Genomic DNA, 18,528 nt, shown 5'->3' with positions numbered 1-18,528 from the left:
TGCAGGTGCCCATCGTCTCCACTTCATCGCGGCGTGTTGTCCGGTGTCAGAAGCGACCGTTCCACAACGCGGCTCTGCCAGTGCTCCGACACAGAGATGCGAAGGGACGAATTTCCGATGATGGCAAACTCGTCACCGGGACCCAGCACCATTTGCTTTCGCCAGCAGCTCGAGAATCCCGTCGAACTATCGATGATGTCTTGCAGCGGCTTCTCATAACGAATGCCGCGCGGCCGCTTCAAGCAGATCAGCCGCGATCCGGCAATCGGTCGCTCCTCCCCGGACAAGTGATAGTACAGGCCGCCATGTCCGAAATCGGTCCTACTGGAAATCGAAGCATGCACATTCCATCGCTCCGGCTTGATCGCCGCCCTATTTAGGTCGTCCAGGGCCGCCGACGATTTCAGGAAGCACCAATCCTCATACCCGGCTCGGTTGTCCAACCAGGGCACCTCGGAGATGCGGTAGGTCGCCGATCCTTCGAACCCTGGGGGCGGATCGCGCGCCATGTCGGCGTGGAAATCCAGCAGCGCGGTCTCATATTCGCGTGCATCGACGCGGGCGAAAGGCCTATGCCAGAAAATATAAGCGAGCATTGTGACTCCACAGCGTCAATTTGAAGCGGATCAGACGATAGGCCCGAGCGCAGAGCAATCGGCTCCGGCGCTCGCTCAAGCCGATCGGGGCGCATGATGCCGCGATAGCCGATCTTTCCTTCATTCGGACACACCAAGCACAGTTAACGATCTGACCTGATGGCCAGGTGTTTGAAACTCTATGCTTTGCCCGGCGGACAAACCGATGAGGGCTGCTCCTATCGGCGTTAGAACTGATATCTTGTTCAGTTCGATGTTCGCTTCGTGCGGATAGACAAGCACCACTTCGCGAGCTTCGCCCGTCTTCTCGACACTGTAGCTCACGCGAGAACCCATCCTAACTACCCCATGGAGATCTGTGCCGTCGGCAACGACGGTCGCACGCTCCATTTCTCTCGCGAGAAAATGAGACACGCGGGGGAAGAGTTCGGTGCTCGAGTTGGCCAGCACGTTGAGGCGGCGCATATCATCCTTTGTCACCTTGATAGGCGGCAGCACGGCCTTTCGCTTTCGATTATCAGTATTGGTGTTACTCATTGACATCTCCGAGTGGATTGTTTGGTCGTGTCTAGGCGGCAGATGGTCCTGGGTCATCGTCAAACGGCCTTGGCTTCGCACGTGCCGGTGGACGAAACAGGGGCACGACATTCGGTTCGGATCGTTTCACGCTCTGGACCCTGACCAGGTTCAGGCAGCCACCGACGAAGTAGGGCATTTGGTCGCCCACCCGCAGGCCGAGCAAGGCTGCGCCCAACGACGATAGAACGGAAACGCAAGCGAGATCAGATGACTGGTCCTCAGGCCAGACCAGCTGGACCGTCTTTCGTGGCACACCCCAGTTCGTCCAGTAGGTGACCCACGATCCGATCGTTACGAGTGAGCCAACGTGGTCAACCTGGTCCGGCACGATCTCCGACCGGTTGATCTCCCCGATTAAGAAGATCGCGTCGATATCCCCCTGCTGGGCGGCCGTGCGTGCGAGTTGCTCAAGACGCGGGTAGTCGGATGCTGTCAATGTAATCTTCGGAAGAGGCAACACCGCAGGCTCCTTCTATTCGAGTCCAGGCGACTCCCAAGCGGAAGTCACGACATGCAATCAACAAAGGGAGGAGAAACCCGGACGGCGCGCGCGGCCGTCCGGCTAAATGCCTGCGTGCAGGCGACCAGCGTGCAAATAAAGGCGCGCGATGCGCGAGTCGGTGTCGAGGACGTACGTCATAGCGCAATAAACATAGTCAGTCCCTACGCTGTGATCATTGCGACGAAAGCGCACACGCCAAGTTCAGGCTGTAATGCTTTCCTATCCGTATTCATGAGGATGGACTGGAAGGTCCGAAGTTTGCGAAAGTCATCCTCCATCAGTCGTGCCACGATTCGTCGTTGGGTCGCGCCTCCAAGACCAAGCGCTTGCGGCAGCTTGGTTTGCGGATTGTTGTCGCAGCGGCACTTCCTTCACCGGCGTCCGCTCATTTTCAATCGTCCATGCAGCCCGCGCTGCACGCTCCATGCTGCATTGCTTCAGGTGACGCCATGCGCTGGAGCCGCTTGCGTCGCGCCGGTTAGCGGCAATTCACCGAGCGGGCGTCCTGGCCGGGAGGCCACCCTTGCTACCGCCACCAGTTGTTCGCCGCGGCGACTGTTTGGAAGTGGACGGCAATCACATGGGAAGCGGTTATTAGCTGTGCGGAATCCTGCTCGTAAGCGGCACGCAGATGGGCCCTCACCTGATCGGAGGGCTGCGTGAGTTTCGCGCCCATTCGCGACAGCTTTACGGCTAGCTCAAAGCCTGCTTGGGGATTATCGGTCTTCAACGACGGTAGCCAGACGTCAGCCATTTAGGGGCCCTCCAAAATTTAACTTTGCAGCCCGACTATACTCCTTTAAAGATATATTGTGAATGCTCATTATGGAGAACCTGATGACGCCGGCGGAACGCCGCGAGCGGATCTCTGCTGAGGTCACGGAGCGAAGCGGAATTAGCGAGGCTATGATTGAGCGCGTAGTGCGCGCCTTTTACGCGAAGGTTCGCGCGGACGGCTTGCTGGCCCCGGTGTTCGACGCACGCATCCACGACTGGGAACCCCACCTCTCGCAGATGTGCGCCTTCTGGTCGTCGGTCCTGCTGATGACAGGGCGCTATCAGGGCACACCGATGGCCAAGCACATCTCATTGCTTGTCGACGCCGATCATTTTGACCGCTGGCTCGAGCTGTTCGAACAGACCGCATGCGAGATCTGCCCGCCGGAACCCGCATCGCAGTTCGCTGAGCGCGCACGACGGATTGCTTCGAGCCTCGAACTCGGCATCGCGAACGCTAACGGCCTCATGCTCGGTATTGGCGAAAGATTCAGGCGTCCGCAGGAAGGAAAAAAGCCATGAGACGTCGAGGCCAACCGGTGACCGATGAAGCTTCCAGCAATCCCTATTCCGGCAGCAGCCTAGTGCCGATGTTAATCGCGGGCCTTATCATGACGCTCGTTGGAATGATCGTCGCGATTATCTTGACTTAAAGCGGGCTCGCCGCTCGCACCAGTTGCTTGATGAAGAACGCGCCATGGGCGCAAATCTGCTCATGGGTACGAAGGCCTATCGCATTGAATTTGCGCGCTCCACCTGGTGAGATAGAGCGATGCCACGCAGCCCATCGAGGACCAAGTCGATCAATCCATCGTCGGCTTGTTCGCAGTAGATGGCGTAGGCCGCACAGAAGAATCTTAGAGCGCCGGCAGCGAGGTTGCAATCTGCCGCTATGTGAGGTGCAATCAAAAGAGGCCGAAAGAAGCCGTCCGGCCTGACCGCTTCGAGGAAGAAGTCAGCGGCAGCGGGCCCAAGTGGATGAATAGACCCGGACTATTGTCCTCAGGAAAACTCAGCTCGTGTTGAGGGGCAATGTCTTAATTCCCAGTCGACAGTTATCTGACTGAACCAGAAGTCGTGTGTCTGGAGTCGCGCGATTTGCGGCGAGTGGCGAAAACCCGGAGGCGACGCGTGACCAGTTCAATTGCTGAGATGCGTCATCTTTTTTGGTGCTGATGCGCAATATTTGTCGCTTGTCAAATGCGCGCGAGAGAAGAAAATATAGCCGATAGGTTAAACACGGTCTTTGGAGAACAGGGCCAAGCCGAGGGGAGTGGCAATGATCACAAGCCAAGTTACATTTTATCATGATCTCCCAGTGAGACTGCCCCCAGTGATGATTTCGGAGACCGATCGAGAAAGACTAATTTCAGTCGCGACGGCGGCACTGACGGACAGGCGCGTGTCACCGGACGCCTCAAATTTATTGAGAGAGATTTATCGAGCCACCATTGTTCCCGATGATCAACTGCCGTCAAATGTTGTCGCCGTCCACTCAAACGTGGATGTACGCGACAATCTCACTGGCACAAACAGCCAAATAGTGCTCGTATTTCCGGACGCGACGTCTGTCAAACCAAACGCGGTTTCAGTGCTGACGCCGCTGGGTGCTGCCCTAGTTGGGCTATCTGAGGGTGCATCGATTGATTGGTGTACTGCAAGCGGCGACCGAAGCAGCAAAACGGTCCTTCGTTGTAGGTGAACCCAACGACGTTGTCGGTAGTCTCGTGAGATACGACCGTGAGTGCTTGGCCTCCATTCGCCTCCGGCCACAAAGCCTAGATTGATTTTATCAATCAATGTCTCTCAAGCGAATGACTACAAGTTTTCGCTCGTACGCCGGAAATAGGGCGGCATCGGGGACCCGATTGATGATCGGAAGTAGCATCCTGCTCGAGCCGCCGAGCGTTTGAGCGATATGCCACGGTCCCCTCATCGGCAAGAAGGCAGGCTGGAAATGTTAGCGCCATCGAAGTCGGAAATCGAACGCTCCGTGATGACTAAACAAGACGCGATTGAGAAACTTCACTCAAAGCGTTCTTGTAATTGTGGGCAGAAGCTTACGGAGTGATTGGGAAGCGCAAGTTGCGCTGAACTTCTCCCAGATATTATCGACGCCCAGTGCGTCGCGACTGCTGGAGTTTAGTTGGGCCTGGAGCGACGGGAGGATACTCCGACCCCAGCCTTATACTTGGCAGACAACACCTCACTGAATCGAACCACCCTGGCGAGATTCTCAGGATTGGGCCCGCCGATTGGACCGGTATGAAGTCTCGGCGCTCATGCAGGCCTTCTCTGACACGTTTCGACAGCTGTTCGTCTCTGAGGCTTCGCCACAACTGCTGCATCGGCGGCAAAGGCAGAAGTTTTGGAAGAAGCTTCTCGGCCTGGACGTGAGCTTGAGCGTCAGGCACTCATATTCTCGCGCCACGAAAGCTTCTTCATCGAACGATCAAGCAGGTAAACGAATTTCATTGACATTTGTCCTCATTGATTATGCTATGAAAGTATGGATATCGAGCTGGCCAGGACTTTCATAGAAATTGTCTCGACCGGGAGTTTCATCAAAGCCGCCGATCGGTTGCATGTCGCACAGACGACGGTTAGCGCACGTGTGCGCCTTCTTGAACAGCAACTCGGTCGACCGCTTTTCGTCCGAAACAAAAGCGGCGCTAGCCTCACTCCGGCGGGCGAGCAGTTTCTTCGTTACGCCCCGACATTCGTACAATTGTGGCAGCGCGCAAAACAGCAAGTCGCGGTACCGGAGGGACATCGCGCGGTTTTGACGGTTGGAAGCGAGGTCAGCTTGTGGCAGCCGCTTCTGCTCCAGTGGGTCAGGCTGATGCGGCGCTCGCATCCAGACATAGCGCTTCGCGTTCATGTCGACGTACCTCAGGATCTGATCGCACACGTAGCGGCCGGACTCGTTGATATCGCGATTATGTACGCGCCTCAGCATCGACCCGGTTTGGAGATAGATCTGCTGATTGAGGAAGAGCTCGTACTGATAACAACCGACCTCAAGACGTATCAAGCAAATGATCCCAGATACGTTCACGTCGAATGGGGCCCCGACTTCGCTCTCCATCATGCGGTAAGTTTTCCGGACACGACCCCGAGCTTGGTGGCCAATCTTGGTCCGCTAGCGCTCAATTATGTTCTATTGGAGGGTGGTTCTGGTTATTTCCGAATGCACGCGGTACAATCCCATTTGGCATCAGGAAAGCTCCATCTGGTTCCAGGCGCGCCTCACTTCTCTTTCCCGGTCTACGCGGCGTATTCGACGAATGTTGACGCCGCTACATTGGCTGCGGCGCTCTCCGTGTTACGCACCGTCGCGAAAGTCGAAGTCGAAGAATCGATAGATGGCTGATACAATCCTTCACAGTTCGTCGAGCTAGGCGGTCACGACTTACGCGATCGTTACCGCAGCGAGGGGGATTCGGTGCGGCCATGCGACTCGGGTTTGCATCGCTACTCCAAACGCCGATTAAACAGCCTTTGGACTGTTCTCGCAGGCCGAACCGGGCGGCTGCCACCAACCGCGGACGTTCAGACGTCCACCATCTCCGACGAACTGGTCAATCCGTCCGCAGGCGGGTTTGCTTTGATGGACTTCAATTCGGCTACGGCCCTTCGGTAGACCAGCGTCGCTTCGCTCTCGTCAAACTCCTTGTGGAACCGCTTCTTGATGCCGACGTCGGTCAAAACGAGATGAGTCGTTGGCTTCACTCCGTGCCTCGCAAGGCAGTGCGCGGCGCATCGGAGAGAGCAGCCGTCGATAGCCAGAATTGGTCGACCCGATTTCGCGATCCGCACGAGCGGACCGACGTCGCCGCCGACCCCGGCGATACAAGACATCTCTGCCTCTTCATCGTGATCCAGACGTAGCGCGACGTCGTTCGCCATCTGAGCGGCGCTCGAACAGCCTGAGCACGAATAAACGAGAGGTAGCTCAGACTTGCTCTTCATCGTGAGTTCTCCGGTGGAAGGCGTCGAATTGACGCCCGGATTGGGAAAAATCGTTGTCCCAGCACAAAGATCCGGAGTGCGCTCCGGCGCATCTCCGGCTCCCAATACGTCCCTCGAGCACGCCCTGGTGTGCTGGATAGACCACTCTTGGCTATCGGGCCTTTCGATGAGATCAATGCTCCGCACGAATGGTCGCGGAGTAGCGTGCCAAAACGAGCGCTCGCTGCGAAGGTGACTTTCTCCTGCAACGGCACTCCGCAGCGTCTTCGTTCCAAATTTGAAGAGCGACATCCTTACTGACGGGGTGCGCGGAATGCCGGGTGCCATCGCCAAGGCCGAGGAGCTGGTGGCATCGAGCGAGGGGCGCTATGTGCTGCTGCAGCAATTCAAGAATCCCGCCAATCCCGCGATCCACGAGGAGACGACTGGGCCTGAAATCTGGAACGACACCGACGGCGCGATCGATATCTTCGTCTCTGGCGTCGGAACCGGCGGGACCATCACCGGGGTGTCGCGCCATATCAAGCGTACCTGCGGCAAGAACATCCTGTCGGTCGCGGTCGAACCGTCGGGGAGTCCTGTTCTGAGCCAGGCGCGGGCCAATCAGCCGCTCAAACCCGGCCCCCACAAGATCCAGGGTCTCGGCGCGGGCTTCATCCCTGACGTCCTCGATCTGTCGTTGGTCGATTTGATCGAACAGGTCTCGAACGAAGAAGCCATCGAATTTGCGCGGCGTCTGGCGCGCGAAGAGGGTATACTTTCGGGGATTTCCAGTGGCGCCGCGGTCGCCGTTGCGGCGCGCCTGGCGCAGCGTGCGGAGAATGCCGGCAAGACGATCGTTGTGGTTCTGCCGGACTCCGGCGAACGCTACTTGTCGACGGTCCTGTTCGAGGGAGTGTTCGACGCCCAGGGTCTGGCGGCCTGAACAGCGGGCATCTGGACAGGTCGTGGCGAGCCGTTGCCCGGGCGCAGGTAGCCGGGGCAAGCATCACTTGCGCTCGACGCAGTGGCGAGAAGTTGACGAGGCATTCTGGAGGTATCGACGGTGGGGAAGACGAAGGATCCGCGCACCGTGGCGGCGTCGAACGGCGTCGCCGCCGACCGAGCGTTCAAGGCCGTGGCACCGCCGCTCTACCTGACGAGCACCTTTGCGTTCGAGGGATACGAGCGGAACCTGGGTCACGAATACACGCGAACCTCTAACCCCACTCGCGACCTGTTGGCCGAAACGCTGGCCAAACTCGAGGGCGGTGCTGGCGCGGTCGTCACATCGTCCGGAATGGCCGCCGTTGATCTCGTGCTATCGACACTGCGGCCGCGCGATCTCGTGGTCGCGCCGCATGATTGCTACGGCGGAACCCAGCGGCTGCTTGCCGCGCGATGTGATCGCGAGCAGTTCGATGTCGCATTTGTTGACCTGGGTGACGAGGCCGCGCTTGCAACGGCGCTGCGTCGGAAACCCAAGCTGGTACTGATCGAGACCCCGAGCAATCCGCTGATGCGGGTGATCGATATTCGAGCGGTCGCTGAACGAGCTAGGGAGACCGGCGCCAAGACCGCGGTCGACAACACCTTCCTGTCTCCGGCCCTGCAGCAGCCCATCGCGCTTGGAGCTGATTTCGTCATCCATTCGACGACCAAGTATATCAACGGACATTCCGACGTCGTCGGTGGTGCCGTGATCGCCGCTGCTTCGGCCGATGCAGAGGTGCTGCGCACGTGGGCCAACATTGCCGGCACGACCGGAGCCCCGTTCGACGCGCACCTCACGCTGCGCGGTCTGCGGACGCTGTTTCCGCGCGTCGAATACCAGCAGGCCAACGCGATGATCATTGCAGGGTTCTTGGCGCAGCATCCGCTGGTCGCCGCGGTCCACTATCCCGGTCTCGAGACCGATCCAGGGCACGCCATCGCGTCGGCGCAGCAAAGCGGCTTCGGCGCGATGCTGAGCTTCGAGCTGAAGGGTGACGTCGACGCCGTGCGTCGCTTCGTCGAAGCAGTCGAGGTGTTCACGCTCGCCGAGTCGCTCGGCGGGGTCGAGAGCCTGGTCGCGCATCCGGCGACAATGACTCATTCAGGCATGGGCGCGGAATCACGGCGTGCAGTCGGCATCACTGACAGCCTGATTCGGCTGTCGATCGGCCTTGAGGCGCAAGCCGACTTGCTTGCGGACCTGGATCGCGCTCTCGCGGCGGCCGAGGTCCGCTGACCAGGACGTTTCCGGTGGTCGGCCACTCGTGGCTCGCCGGAAACGACATATCTTTCATATTGCGTGCGATAACATCGATAAAATATATATCTTATAGGGCAGCCACTCGGATAGGGTGAACTGCTTCGATCTGGAAGCACCTGAAGGAAAAGGCGTGAATAATGACCACAGATGACACGTTTGGAACCCGCCTTATCGGCGACATCGCCGCGACTTTGCCTGGTGCGACGGCCGTATTCCGACGGTTTAAGCTCGACTTCTGCTGCGGCGGCAATGTGAGCCTGACCGAAGCGGCCGGCAAACGCGGCCTGGACGTCGCGGCGATCGTGGAGGCGCTTTCCGCACTCGATGCGGGCAGCTCCGCTGCCGTGCCCTCAGCAACTGGCGCGCTGATCGATCACATTGTGGCCCGCTATCACGAGACCCACCGGCGCGAACTGCCCGAGCTCGCTCGCCTCGCTCGGAAAGTCGAGGCCGTTCATGCCGGCCATCCCGAGGCGCCCCAGGGTCTTGCCGACACGCTCGAAGAGATTCGAGCCGAACTGGAAGAGCATATGCAGACCGAAGAGACGACGCTCTTCCCATTGATGCGGCAACAGCCTGATGCTGAAAGCGTGGTCCCGACTGCGCAAATTCGCCACGATCATGATCGGCATGGGGAACTCCTGCGGCGTCTGGAGACCATTGCAAATGGCTTCGTGCTGCCCCAGGGCGCATGTCGATCGTGGACGGCCCTCTATACCGGGACGTCCAAATTGGTCGACGATGTCATGGATCACATCCATCTCGAGAACAACGTGCTGTTCCCAAGATTCGAGCGGCGCGAAGCGCTTTAGTCACCTGGACTTCTGCGCTGGCGAACCGCTCCTGATGGAGCAGCGTGAACCGGAGAACGGAAGTCGAGGATGAGCGACTTCGCGAACGAGCACTACCTGATCATTCAGATCCTCCATCTGTTGAGCGCCATGACGTTCGGTGGAGTGGTGATCTTCGAGGTGCTCATCCTTGAGTCCCTGCACGGGCGCTTCTCGAAGGCGACCATGATGGAAATCGAGTCTGGTATCATCCGGCGCGCCCGACAGTTCATGCCGGTCGTGATCGTCGTGCTCTATTCGACCGGAATTCTCCTGCTGCGGGCTCACTTTCCCGATCTATCGATCATGCCACAGAGCAGTTTCGGGCGTCTCTTGATGGTCAAGGTTGCGTTTGCCGCCGTCGTTCTCGTCTGCTTCGTAAGTGCGATGACGCTGCATTTTCTGAACAAGATGAATCCATCCATTTTCAAAGCCATCCATCTGATCGTATTTTCATGCGTCATCGCAATTGTCGTATTGGCCAAGGCGATGTTCTCCGCGTAGCTTTGACGGCGCCGAATATCGAAAGTGATCGGCTCGGGTGGACCTGGATCGAGTTGCTTGAGGCTGTCTTGCGCAGAAGGTGATCTCAGACTGTTCTGGCGGGTTCGCTTGCGTCCGGCTGAAACCTCGCTGGGATGTTCTTTCACACGCGCAAACCGCTAGAATCACACTTTGAACAGCGGCCGTCGCTAGCTGCACTAAGCTGACGGCCAGGCTCCTCTCTAAGAGCTTTCCCCTCCCAGGTCGTGCCATCGCTTCTGACGATCTTCTTCGCACGTTCGAAGGCGTGACTCTCGGCGGCGTCATCTCCAACGCGGATGATCACGTCCTCGTGGAAAGGGCAAACAATCGTCGCACGAGTCGTCTCAAGGGCGTAGCGCACGACCGCAGTCAGATTGTCGGTACGAGTGTCGGCAGGCATATCAGACTCCTTTGATCGACGTGCCACTGCCGCATGAGCCGAACGCAAGTCAGCCCCGGCGTCCAAAGGAGCGCCGAGGCCGATTTTCCAGAGGTCTTCGTCCAACGGCTGTGTGCTCCAACCGGCCGCACCTGGCTTGGTTCCAACAAAGTTGGCAGCGCAGCCGCTCTACGGAGCGGGTTCCGTATCATGAAGCGGAGCCCGGAGTGCCTAGGAGTCCGGGCCCGCTTCATCCGGCGACGAAGCGGCGTGCTCGCTGCCATACAAACTTTAGGACCGAGCGTATCGCCTACCTTGACGCATCGCAAAGGCCGGAAGAGGCCTTAGGTATTCAACCGCAATTTCGCAATGGCGCGTCCTGGCGCATGTTCAACATCATGCTGCGCCAGATACTGTTCAAGTGCCCCCGCACCGGAACAAACGTCCAGCTTCGGCTCGACGACGCTGGGCCGGAGTGTTCAGAGTCCACCGACACTCACGTTTCGGTGCTCTGTCCTGCCTGCGCTTCTCTTCATTTCGTCAACAGCACAACCGGCAGGTTGCTTGGAGATCGTGCGAGGATGGTTGCACATAGCGGTACCGCGCCACCTCGGTAAGGGAAGTTGCGGCGCTATTGCGAGATCCAGGCCAAAATGTAGAGTTCAGGAGTTTTCTTAACACTCTTGAATCCGATACTGGAGCGCTTGCGCTACAATGTTTTTTTCTCCTGGGGGCCTCCATGTTTGATCCTGCTACAACTGCGCTTTTGCGCGCGGTCCTGGACGAGGTCTGCGAAAATGTTTCCCGGAGCGAGACAGGTGCCCGCACCCACGTAGCCTCAAAAATTCTAGAAGCTGCAACCAGAGGCGAGACGTCGCCGGACAACCTCAAGCAGGTCGGCCGCGAAGCTCTCTCTGCAGCGCCGACCATGTAACGCCTGGTTCCGAGCGGGGGCTGAGGGTGAATTTCCAGGTCACGGTGCTGAAGATACTGGTCAGCTACCCGGACGGTTTCGCCGTGATGGCTGACCTAAAGCGCGACATGGCAATTCTTGCGACGAGCGGACGCGACTGGGCTGATCGGACCAAGCGCTTGGGCGCTCGCGTGCCGGATCTGGACATCTTTTCGCAAGCGCTCGTCGAGCGCCTCAACGGAGGATGCGCGCATCACGACCGCGTTGGCGTTGAAGCATTCGACGGCTTCCCCGGCTGCGAAGGGACGAACGGCAAAGCGACGTAGTAGGTGACCTCGCCCGTCTCAGTCTCCTGTCGACACCGCCACCGGCGACTATGCTCGCAACCTCGGCTCGGGCTGGAAATCGATCTCATCCGCTTCTGCAACTGTGCGAAGCAACCTTTCTTGCGTCTCGAATTCTGACTTGAGCTTCGCCACGTCTTCGCGCTTGGCGAGGCGTCGTGTCCCTTCTTGGCGAAACGGGAGCCGCCCATCGTCCATCCGGCGCAGGACCAGCGCAGGCGCGATGCCGAGTATTTTGGCGATCTCTTCGACATCGACCTCCGCGCGGGCAGCAACTTCCGCCGACCTGTTCTCGTCGCTCATCTCGATCACTCCTCGCGTTCTCGCACGCGATCATACCGGCCGCGCGCATACCCGCTCGACACCGCACTCCTGAGCTCGTCGACTTGAGTCTCCAGGAAGCCGTTCGCCACTATCAGCGCCTTGACCGCCTCGCGGGCATCCCCTCCGCAGGCCGCAATGGCCTGGTCCGCGGCGAGCTCGAGGTCGGCGGCAGGAGGCGCGGAAAATTCGGGCGCGGCGGACATCGTGAAGTCGATGGATTCTTCCAATTTGGCAATAAGCTGCTGCCGAATTGATATTCCTTGTTTGTTCACGGTGAGTCGAGCATCCTCCTGCGGATTTCCGCTGGCGCGGTGTGGCCAGTTAAGGCCGGTTAAGGATGAATCAGCGGATGGCGGGCGGGACGTCGGAACAAGCCCTACATGATCGTCTTGAATCCGAGGCGCCCCTGAACGGAGTTCTGCGTACATGGCCCCACGCGCCAACTGGAAAGGCTTTCTACGTCTGTCTCTCGTCACCTGTCCGGTCGCCCTCTACCCAGCTACCTCGGAGAGCGAAAAGATCTCTTTCAACCAGCTCAACCGGCAGACCGGCCACCGCATCAAGTACCTCAAGGTGGACGCCGACACCGGTGACGAGGTCCCGAACGAGGACATCGTGAAGGGCTACCAGCTCGAGAAGGACCAGTTCATCGAGGTGACGAAGGAGGAGCTTGAGGAGATCGCGCTGGAGTCCACGCGCACGATCCAGATCGACGAGTTCGTCGACAGGTCCGACATCGACCCGCGCTACCTGATCCGCCCCTACTACCTGCGACCCGACGGCAAGGTTGGCCACGATGCCTTCGCCGTGATTCGCGAGACCATCCGCGAAATGGACAAGGTCGCGATTGGGCGCGTCGTGCTGACCAACCGCGAGCACATCATCGCGCTCGAGCCACTGGACAAGGGGCTCGTCGGCACGCTGCTGCGCTACCCGTACGAGGTGCGCTCCGAACAGGAATATTTCGATGAGATCCAGGACGTCAAAGTCACGAAGGACATGCTCGATCTCGCCAAGCACATCGTGAATCAGAAGGCGGGGCGGTTCGAGCCGGAAAAGTTCGAGGACCACTACGAGACCGCGCTCATCGACCTCATCAACCAGAAGCGCGCCGGCAGGCCGATCACGCCGAAGGAGAAGCCCGCGGCCCGCAACGTCGTCGATCTGATGGAGGCGCTGCGGCGTAGCGTGGGCGGCGCCGCGGCCGAGACCAAGGCTCCGAAGAAGGCCGCCAAGAAGCCTCGCAAGGCGGCGGCCGGCCAGAAGGAGATGCTGATGCCGATCGAGGGCAAGAAGCCGGCGAAGGAGGCGGCGGCGAAGAAGCCTGCGGCCAGGCCGCAGCGGAAGTCGGCTTAGGGCGTGTTAAAGGCGCAGACGTTCTGAGGTCAGACAGAAATCGGCGCTTGATCGGAGCATTGCCGGTTTTGGTCTCGAGCCGAGAAGTCTGCGGCAGTCGTTAGCGAGGGGTCTTTCGATGACCATCACCCTCAACCACACCATCGTCCCTGCCCGCGACAAGAAGGCAGCGGCGCAATTTTTTGCGCGCATTTTTGGCCTCCAGCCCGATCCGAAAGACGGCCATTTCGCGTCGGTACGCATCAACGACACGCTCACGCTCCTTTTCGATGACGAGGACGAGTTCGGGAGCCACCACTACGCCTTCCACGTCAGTGACGCCGAGTTCGATGCCATCTTCAGCCGCATTCGCGAGGCGAAGCTCGCCTATGGCAGCGCACCGTGGAGCCTTGAGGATGGCAAGCTCAATGACTGGAACGGCGGCCGCGGCGTCTATTTGCGCGACCCTGATGGTCATGTGCTCGAACTCATGACCGTACCTTAGTGAGCTGCAATCTGTCCGCTGCACCGATGACGTGATGATGGCGCTATTGTTCGTTGGCGGGGTTATGAACGTACTTGGATCGCTTTGCTGGCGCTGCTTGTTCTTCTGGAAAAGCTGGCCCCGGTCGGATGGTGGATCGCTCGTGCCGCCGGCGTTTCTTGCGTCGCCGCAGGTGCCGAGATGTGTTCTTCAGGTAAGCAACTCCTGTTTGTGGTTAAGCGAGTAAAATCGCAGTGCTGACGCAGCGAAGTCTCGCGATGTGACTATAAGGGCCGCAGGGCAGATGGAGGTGCGAGATGTCGCGCACGCTCATCATCGTCGGACTTGTCGCTGGGCTGCTTTGGCCTGTCCTTGGCAAGTTCGGGCTTGGCCGGCTACCCGGCGATATTTACGTCGAGCGGTCGAATTTTGCCTTCTACCTTCCGCTGACGACCTCGCTCATCATTTCCGTGGTGCTAAGCGTGATCCTATGGCTGGCGAACCGATAGGGCGCGTCCTCAATTGGGCGGGCACTCTGGCGTCGGCAAGACGCTGTCGCTCGCCGGCGCCGCCCTAGTTTCGGCGCTCCTGGGGGACGGGCCCGTGCTAATTCTGTGCCCAGCGACGCTCACGACCCAGTGGCAGATTGAGCTCAAGGATAAGCTGAACATCCCATCTGCGGTTTGGTTGTCGTCGGAAAAGGCCTGGCGCCTGGATCCGGATGAGATCCCCATGCCCTCGATCGGTGCGGAAGGCGTGACCAAGTGTCCCCGCCAGATCGCGCTGGTCTCCACCGGCCTCATCTTCCACAACACCGAGGAGCGCCGACTGTTGATGTCGAAGTCCTTTGGCATGGTGATCCTGGACGAGGCGCATCGGGCACGCGGCAAGCAGGACATGGATGCCGACGAGCGGACAGCGAACAATCTTCTGTCCTTCATGCAGGAGATCGCCAAGAAAGCGCGGCACGTGCTGCTGGGTACCGCCACCCCCATCCAGACGGACGTCGAAGACCTGTGGGACCTCCTCAAGGTCCTGGGGATGGGCGCCGAGCACGTCCTGGGCGACGCGTGGAGCGATTGGCGATCGGCCGAGAAGAGCGTGCCGATCATCAGCGGCAAGCGGCAAGTCGCCGAGGAGCGTGAGGCCTGGGCCCTCTTCCGGAAGCCGTCGGCGCAGACGTCCGCGTCGTAACACCGCCATCTAAGGTGTGATGCCCCAGCAAAAGGACTGTCAGCAGGTGACGAACGATCTTCGCGCGCAAGCGCCCGACCAATAGATTCCGAACAATCGAACGACCTTACATCCACCGCCGCTGGCAGGTCGGTGCATGCTAAAGTTCGGATTGACCTCCTGCGAGCGCACGGGCGCAATACGCCTGAGCATGGCTGATACGTGCCATGGACAGGCAAAATGGGCGAAGGCTGCGATCTCAACTGGGTCCAGCTGGACGGCAAGAACGGAAGTTGAGATGCAATTTGAGACGGCGGCCCTCTGGCCGGATGTGGAGACAGTTCGTTCCATTGACGGAATTCTGCGAGATCAGTGGCTCTTGGACTTCCAACCTGACGTTGGGTTAATCAGTGTGAAATTTCCTGATACTGAGGGTCTTCTCCAACGGTACGACGAAGCTCACGCTAGGGCTGCACAGAAGGCTGGACCAGGCGGAGACGTCGACGAGCGGGAACTATTCAGACTATTGGCGCACCCAGGGCTCTTTGCGTTCGCAGCCTCGGCGAGGCGGCACTACATTCTAGACGGGGTCGCACTGGCAATCGGAGTCTTGCGACGTTTCCAGCTCGCCGGTCCGGTTCTTGACGTTGGATGTCATATTGGGGCGTCGACAAACGTTTTGGGGAAGCTCACCTCCAGTAGGATTGTTGGCTTGGATCCCGTGGGCGCCGCGATCGATTCCGCGAGGAAGATGTCTTCAGGTTTACCGAATGTCGAATTCGTTCGGGCTATGCTGCCCTGGAAGAGCGAAACTCATTTTGACTTGGTGTTCTGCCAAGACGTCCTGCACCATGTGCCGCAAACTAGTCATCCGAAGCTAATTGCTTCTCTTGGAGAACTCGTCAGAGAGGGCGGATTCTTGCTCTTGTCGGCCATCGATGTGATCGATCCAGCCTGGTTGGAGCGCAACAGGACGACATTCCAGCAGGCCAGGCTGGGATATTTCGATTGCGATGTACTCGGCGGGTACGGCGGTAATCCTGCGACATTCTTGGGGGCCACTGCCGTGCTATTGAGAAAGGGCGACAACACTCCGATCCCGGATGACTTGGCTTCGATATCCACGCGTGAGTGGGATGCGCACTTCAAGGACTATGCTAACGATCCAAAAACACCGGCTCGAGAAAAGACGCAGGCATTTGAACGAGCGACCCGCGCGCGTTAGCTATTGCTGAATCTATCTGGGGGGACGCGATGAGCCGCAAAGGCCACTACTTTGGGGGAAGTACCGTCATCCGTGCTGGGGACACGTCCTGGTTCAGCTTCAAAGAGCCGAAGTGGGCGCGGAAATCCAAGCCGAAGCCGAAACTTCAGGGGAAGAAGGGTCGACCGAAGAAGAAGGTCGCTGCGCGACAGGATCAAGGCAGAGGGTCGAAAAAGAAGCCTGCGAGAATCGGAAAACTCATCAAAGGACTTCCGGGGATCGCGCCCGAACCCTCCGTGCCCCACAAGGAGGTCACAGAAGTGCGTCAGATGGGGCGGGGCCGAAAAGAAGGCAAGCCGATCGCTGTGGAGTTCGCGGCAAGAGGGCGACCGTCGGCACGGCGGGGACGCGCCGCCACTTCGAGGAGTAGTCGCAGATCGTAGCGGGGGCTTCTAAAAGCCGGAACGGCCGGAATCGAGCCGGCTTCGTGACTTTACCGATCAGAGGTTGTGTTTTTGACGCCGATACCGGTCGGGTAAAACGTGACAGTCTTTTGTGTCTTTTGACAGTCTTTTACGTCCCACTACACTGGTTACCAGCCCGCCCTACGGATCCAGCTCCGTATCCCAGTAGAGATAGTCCAGCCAGCTGTCGTGCAGATAATTGGGCGGGAACAGGCGGCCGTTGCGGTGAAGCTGGTGCACGGTGGGCGCGAACGCGCTCTGCCGCGGAAACATCTTGGCCTGTGCGGGTGTCAGATTGCCCTTGCGCAAATTACAGGGCGAGCACGCCGCGACCACGTTCTCCCAGGTGGTCTGGCCGCCTTTGCTGCGCGGGATGATGTGGTCGAAGGTGAGGTCTTCGGGCGAGCCGCAATATTGGCAGGCGAAACGATCGCGCAGGAAGACGTTGAACCGGGTGAAGGCGGGATGGGTGGTCGGCTTGACGAAGGATTTGAGCGAAACCACGCTCGGCAGCTGCATTTGCAGCGTCGGACTGTGAACCGCCTGATCGTAATGCGCTACGATGTTGACGCGGTCGAGGAACACCGCCTTGATCGCGTCCTGCCACGACCACAGAGACAGTGGGTAGTAACTCAGCGGCCGAAAGTCCGCGTTGAGGACCAGCACCGGCCAACTGCCTTGCGAGACATGTGCGTTCAAGTAACGCTCCCGGCCTCCAATATACGCTGCGAAGCAGCATGTACTGACATACTACATGCAGCGTGACGGGATTGTGAAGCCCGTTGAGCGACTTATTCAGGTGCAAGCAATACGGCGGCGGGGTGGCAAACGCTCAAAAACGCCGTGATTTGGGGAGAGTTGTGGCCGGCGCCGAGCCGTCTCCAGCGCGTCGCGCCCTGCTGCGGCAGCTACTCCCGCACCCGCTCCAGCTTCTGCAGACAGCGCGTTGCGCGCACCGCGCCCGGCATCTCGTCGTCCGGAAAACTGGTCTTCCAGTCGGTGACGCCGACTTCGCCGACATAGATGTCGCCCTTCGAATCCAGCGCGATGCCGTGGGGCGCGAGGAATTTTCCGCTGGCAACGCCTGGACCTTCTTCGCCGCCGAGCCGCGCGATGCGCTTTCCCGTGCCATCGACGATCGACAGCCGCGGGCCGAGATTGGGCACCTTGCGGTTGACCGCCATGCCGGGGCCGAGTTCGCCGATCACGAAGGTCGGGCTCTTCGCCCCGCCGCAACAGCACAGCGCGCAAGGGCGGTGGAGGTTGTTCCACTGCGTCTCGTATTTGCCCTCGCCGTTGAACACCTGCACGCGATGGTTCTCGCGGTCGGCGACATAGACCCAGCCGTCGGCATCAGTCGCAATATTGTGCACGATGTTGAACTGGCCGGGGTCGGTGCCCGGCTCGCCCCAGCTTTTGATCAGCTTGCCACCGGGCATGTATTTGTGCACGCGCGCATTGCCATAGCCGTCAGAAACGTAGATCTCGCCCTTCGGCGACAGCGCCGTGTGAGTGCAGCGGTGGAACGGCTCGCCGCTCATGAACGGCGCAGGCTTCTTGGGGATGCCGATCGTCAACAGCACCTTGCCGTCGGTGCTGCATTTGCGCACGGTGTGGTCGCCATCATCGGTACAATAGAGATTGTCGTCAGCGTCGATGTGCAGGCCATGCGCGCGGGAGAACAGGCCTTCGCCAAAACTTCGGAGGAAATTGCCCTCGCGGTCCAGCACCACCATGGATGTTCGCCGCGGTTGAAGACGTAGATCCGGTCCTTGCTGTCGACCGCGACAGAGGCGACGTCGGTGAGCTGCCACCCGTCGGGAAGCTTCGCGAAGTTTTCGACGACGCGGTAGCGGTGCTCGCCGGTGCCGAGAATGGCAGGCATGGTGCTCTC

Annotated in this window: 21 protein-coding genes and 3 pseudogenes; 14 read left to right on the top strand and 10 right to left on the bottom strand. The window is 59.4% G+C overall.

Annotation, left to right across the window (positions count from 1 at the left end; translation table 11 throughout):
* Window positions 1–23: 23 nt before the first annotated feature.
* The 4 genes from XH90_RS31340 to XH90_RS31325 all read right to left on the bottom strand — a co-directional run bounded on the left by XH90_RS31340 (window position 24) and on the right by XH90_RS31325 (window position 2,431).
* Window positions 24–596, bottom strand: coding sequence for a hypothetical protein (locus tag XH90_RS31340; protein WP_194478090.1), 573 nt, complete (start codon window positions 594–596; stop codon window positions 24–26).
* A gap of 120 nt (window positions 597–716) precedes the next feature.
* On the bottom strand, window positions 717–1,133 hold the full coding sequence (rnk, locus tag XH90_RS31335) for a nucleoside diphosphate kinase regulator (protein WP_194478089.1): 417 nt from the start codon (window positions 1,131–1,133) through the stop codon (window positions 717–719).
* A gap of 31 nt (window positions 1,134–1,164) precedes the next feature.
* A complete protein-coding gene (locus XH90_RS31330) occupies window positions 1,165–1,611 on the bottom strand; it encodes a GreA/GreB family elongation factor (RefSeq protein ID WP_246755641.1) in 447 nt (148 codons plus the stop codon).
* 592 nt (window positions 1,612–2,203) lie between these two features.
* Complete coding sequence (locus XH90_RS31325; protein ID WP_194478088.1) at window positions 2,204–2,431, bottom strand: hexameric tyrosine-coordinated heme protein; 228 nt, start codon at window positions 2,429–2,431, stop codon at window positions 2,204–2,206.
* A 62-nt stretch (window positions 2,432–2,493) separates the two neighbouring features.
* On the opposite strand from XH90_RS31325, the gene XH90_RS31320 reads away from it, so the two are divergent.
* The 3 genes from XH90_RS31320 (at window position 2,494) to XH90_RS31310 (ending at window position 5,827) form a co-directional block, all read left to right on the top strand.
* A complete protein-coding gene (locus XH90_RS31320; protein WP_246755640.1) occupies window positions 2,494–2,976 on the top strand; it encodes a group III truncated hemoglobin in 483 nt (160 codons plus the stop codon).
* 757 nt (window positions 2,977–3,733) lie between these two features.
* Window positions 3,734–4,156 carry a GreA/GreB family elongation factor gene (locus XH90_RS39895; protein ID WP_194478087.1) on the top strand — a complete coding sequence of 141 codons (423 nt, stop codon included), beginning with the start codon at window positions 3,734–3,736 and terminating at the stop codon, window positions 4,154–4,156.
* 807 nt (window positions 4,157–4,963) lie between these two features.
* Window positions 4,964–5,827: a LysR family transcriptional regulator gene (locus tag XH90_RS31310; protein WP_194478086.1), complete on the top strand. Its 864-nt coding sequence runs from the start codon at window positions 4,964–4,966 to the stop codon at window positions 5,825–5,827.
* 179 nt (window positions 5,828–6,006) lie between these two features.
* Here the strand turns inward: XH90_RS31310 and XH90_RS31305 are convergent, their stop codons facing one another.
* Window positions 6,007–6,426 (bottom strand): putative zinc-binding protein, encoded by a 420-nt coding sequence (locus tag XH90_RS31305; RefSeq protein ID WP_194478085.1) that lies wholly within the window; start codon window positions 6,424–6,426, stop codon window positions 6,007–6,009.
* Between the two features lie 289 nt (window positions 6,427–6,715).
* On the opposite strand from XH90_RS31305, the pseudogene XH90_RS31300 reads away from it, so the two are divergent.
* The 4 genes and pseudogenes from XH90_RS31300 to XH90_RS31285 all read left to right on the top strand — a co-directional run.
* Window positions 6,716–7,351 (top strand): annotated as a pseudogene (locus tag XH90_RS31300) (pyridoxal-phosphate dependent enzyme); the annotation flags it as partial.
* Between the two features lie 147 nt (window positions 7,352–7,498).
* Entirely contained in the window at window positions 7,499–8,635 is a 1,137-nt protein-coding gene (gene metB, locus XH90_RS31295) for a cystathionine gamma-synthase (protein WP_246755639.1), read from the top strand.
* Between the two features lie 161 nt (window positions 8,636–8,796).
* On the top strand, window positions 8,797–9,471 hold the full coding sequence (gene ric, locus XH90_RS31290; RefSeq protein ID WP_194478083.1) for an iron-sulfur cluster repair di-iron protein: 675 nt from the start codon (window positions 8,797–8,799) through the stop codon (window positions 9,469–9,471).
* A gap of 69 nt (window positions 9,472–9,540) precedes the next feature.
* Complete coding sequence (locus XH90_RS31285) at window positions 9,541–9,993, top strand: hypothetical protein (protein ID WP_194478082.1); 453 nt, start codon at window positions 9,541–9,543, stop codon at window positions 9,991–9,993.
* A gap of 142 nt (window positions 9,994–10,135) precedes the next feature.
* Here the strand turns inward: XH90_RS31285 and XH90_RS31280 are convergent, their stop codons facing one another.
* Window positions 10,136–10,519, bottom strand: a complete 384-nt coding sequence (locus tag XH90_RS31280; RefSeq protein WP_246755638.1) for a hypothetical protein — start codon at window positions 10,517–10,519, stop codon at window positions 10,136–10,138.
* Window positions 10,520–11,132: 613 nt separating this feature from the next.
* Here XH90_RS31280 and XH90_RS39180 point away from each other — a divergent pair.
* Entirely contained in the window at window positions 11,133–11,327 is a 195-nt protein-coding gene (locus XH90_RS39180; protein WP_246755637.1) for a hypothetical protein, read from the top strand.
* 26 nt (window positions 11,328–11,353) lie between these two features.
* Window positions 11,354–11,551 (top strand): annotated as a pseudogene (locus tag XH90_RS31275) (hypothetical protein); the annotation flags it as partial.
* Between the two features lie 129 nt (window positions 11,552–11,680).
* On the opposite strand, the gene XH90_RS31270 reads toward XH90_RS31275, so the two are convergent.
* Together XH90_RS31270 and XH90_RS31265 are read right to left on the bottom strand one after the other, a co-directional pair.
* A complete protein-coding gene (locus XH90_RS31270; RefSeq protein WP_194478081.1) occupies window positions 11,681–11,953 on the bottom strand; it encodes a hypothetical protein in 273 nt (90 codons plus the stop codon).
* A gap of 5 nt (window positions 11,954–11,958) precedes the next feature.
* Window positions 11,959–12,246 carry a hypothetical protein gene (locus XH90_RS31265; protein ID WP_371748277.1) on the bottom strand — a complete coding sequence of 96 codons (288 nt, stop codon included), beginning with the start codon at window positions 12,244–12,246 and terminating at the stop codon, window positions 11,959–11,961.
* Between the two features lie 154 nt (window positions 12,247–12,400).
* Between XH90_RS31265 and XH90_RS31260 the strand changes: the two genes are divergently transcribed.
* From XH90_RS31260 to XH90_RS31240, 5 genes are all read left to right on the top strand, one after another.
* Window positions 12,401–13,330 (top strand): Ku protein, encoded by a 930-nt coding sequence (locus XH90_RS31260; protein WP_194478080.1) that lies wholly within the window; start codon window positions 12,401–12,403, stop codon window positions 13,328–13,330.
* 118 nt (window positions 13,331–13,448) lie between these two features.
* Window positions 13,449–13,814, top strand: coding sequence for a VOC family protein (locus XH90_RS31255; protein WP_194478079.1), 366 nt, complete (start codon window positions 13,449–13,451; stop codon window positions 13,812–13,814).
* Window positions 13,815–14,110: 296 nt separating this feature from the next.
* Window positions 14,111–14,302: a DUF2905 domain-containing protein gene (locus XH90_RS31250; protein ID WP_194478078.1), complete on the top strand. Its 192-nt coding sequence runs from the start codon at window positions 14,111–14,113 to the stop codon at window positions 14,300–14,302.
* Window positions 14,303–14,315: 13 nt separating this feature from the next.
* Window positions 14,316–14,987 carry an SNF2-related protein gene (locus XH90_RS31245; protein WP_246755636.1) on the top strand — a complete coding sequence of 224 codons (672 nt, stop codon included), beginning with the start codon at window positions 14,316–14,318 and terminating at the stop codon, window positions 14,985–14,987.
* Window positions 14,988–15,123: 136 nt separating this feature from the next.
* Window positions 15,124–16,191: a class I SAM-dependent methyltransferase gene (locus XH90_RS31240; protein ID WP_371748276.1), complete on the top strand. Its 1,068-nt coding sequence runs from the start codon at window positions 15,124–15,126 to the stop codon at window positions 16,189–16,191.
* A gap of 584 nt (window positions 16,192–16,775) precedes the next feature.
* Here the strand turns inward: XH90_RS31240 and XH90_RS31235 are convergent.
* Complete coding sequence (locus XH90_RS31235; protein WP_008142962.1) at window positions 16,776–17,333, bottom strand: HNH endonuclease; 558 nt, start codon at window positions 17,331–17,333, stop codon at window positions 16,776–16,778.
* 209 nt (window positions 17,334–17,542) lie between these two features.
* Window positions 17,543–18,519, bottom strand: a pseudogene (locus tag XH90_RS31230) (peptidyl-alpha-hydroxyglycine alpha-amidating lyase family protein).
* Window positions 18,520–18,528 lie beyond the last annotated feature (9 nt).

This window comes from Bradyrhizobium sp. CCBAU 53338 (genome assembly GCF_015291665.1).
Taxonomy (GTDB): domain Bacteria; phylum Pseudomonadota; class Alphaproteobacteria; order Rhizobiales; family Xanthobacteraceae; genus Bradyrhizobium.
Note: the sequence above shows the minus strand (reverse complement) of the source record. Positions and strands in the feature narration are given on the sequence as shown.

Excerpts from the sequence above, each read along its gene's own strand:
- XH90_RS31340 (WP_194478090.1), bottom strand. The coding sequence starts at position 596 with ATGCTCGCTTATATTTTCTGGCATAGGCCTTTCGCCCGCGTCGATGCA.
- rnk (WP_194478089.1), bottom strand. The coding sequence starts at position 1,133 with ATGAGTAACACCAATACTGATAATCGAAAGCGAAAGGCCGTGCTGCCG.
- XH90_RS31325 (WP_194478088.1), bottom strand. The coding sequence starts at position 2,431 with ATGGCTGACGTCTGGCTACCGTCGTTGAAGACCGATAATCCCCAAGCA.
- XH90_RS31320 (WP_246755640.1), top strand. The coding sequence starts at position 2,494 with ATGCTCATTATGGAGAACCTGATGACGCCGGCGGAACGCCGCGAGCGG.
- XH90_RS39895 (WP_194478087.1), top strand. The coding sequence starts at position 3,734 with ATGATCACAAGCCAAGTTACATTTTATCATGATCTCCCAGTGAGACTG.
- XH90_RS31310 (WP_194478086.1), top strand. The coding sequence starts at position 4,964 with ATGGATATCGAGCTGGCCAGGACTTTCATAGAAATTGTCTCGACCGGG.
- XH90_RS31305 (WP_194478085.1), bottom strand. The coding sequence starts at position 6,426 with ATGAAGAGCAAGTCTGAGCTACCTCTCGTTTATTCGTGCTCAGGCTGT.
- ric (WP_194478083.1), top strand. The coding sequence starts at position 8,797 with ATGACCACAGATGACACGTTTGGAACCCGCCTTATCGGCGACATCGCC.
- XH90_RS31285 (WP_194478082.1), top strand. The coding sequence starts at position 9,541 with ATGAGCGACTTCGCGAACGAGCACTACCTGATCATTCAGATCCTCCAT.
- XH90_RS39180 (WP_246755637.1), top strand. The coding sequence starts at position 11,133 with ATGTTTGATCCTGCTACAACTGCGCTTTTGCGCGCGGTCCTGGACGAG.
- XH90_RS31270 (WP_194478081.1), bottom strand. The coding sequence starts at position 11,953 with ATGAGCGACGAGAACAGGTCGGCGGAAGTTGCTGCCCGCGCGGAGGTC.
- XH90_RS31260 (WP_194478080.1), top strand. The coding sequence starts at position 12,401 with ATGGCCCCACGCGCCAACTGGAAAGGCTTTCTACGTCTGTCTCTCGTC.
- XH90_RS31255 (WP_194478079.1), top strand. The coding sequence starts at position 13,449 with ATGACCATCACCCTCAACCACACCATCGTCCCTGCCCGCGACAAGAAG.
- XH90_RS31250 (WP_194478078.1), top strand. The coding sequence starts at position 14,111 with ATGTCGCGCACGCTCATCATCGTCGGACTTGTCGCTGGGCTGCTTTGG.
- XH90_RS31240 (WP_371748276.1), top strand. The coding sequence starts at position 15,124 with ATGCTAAAGTTCGGATTGACCTCCTGCGAGCGCACGGGCGCAATACGC.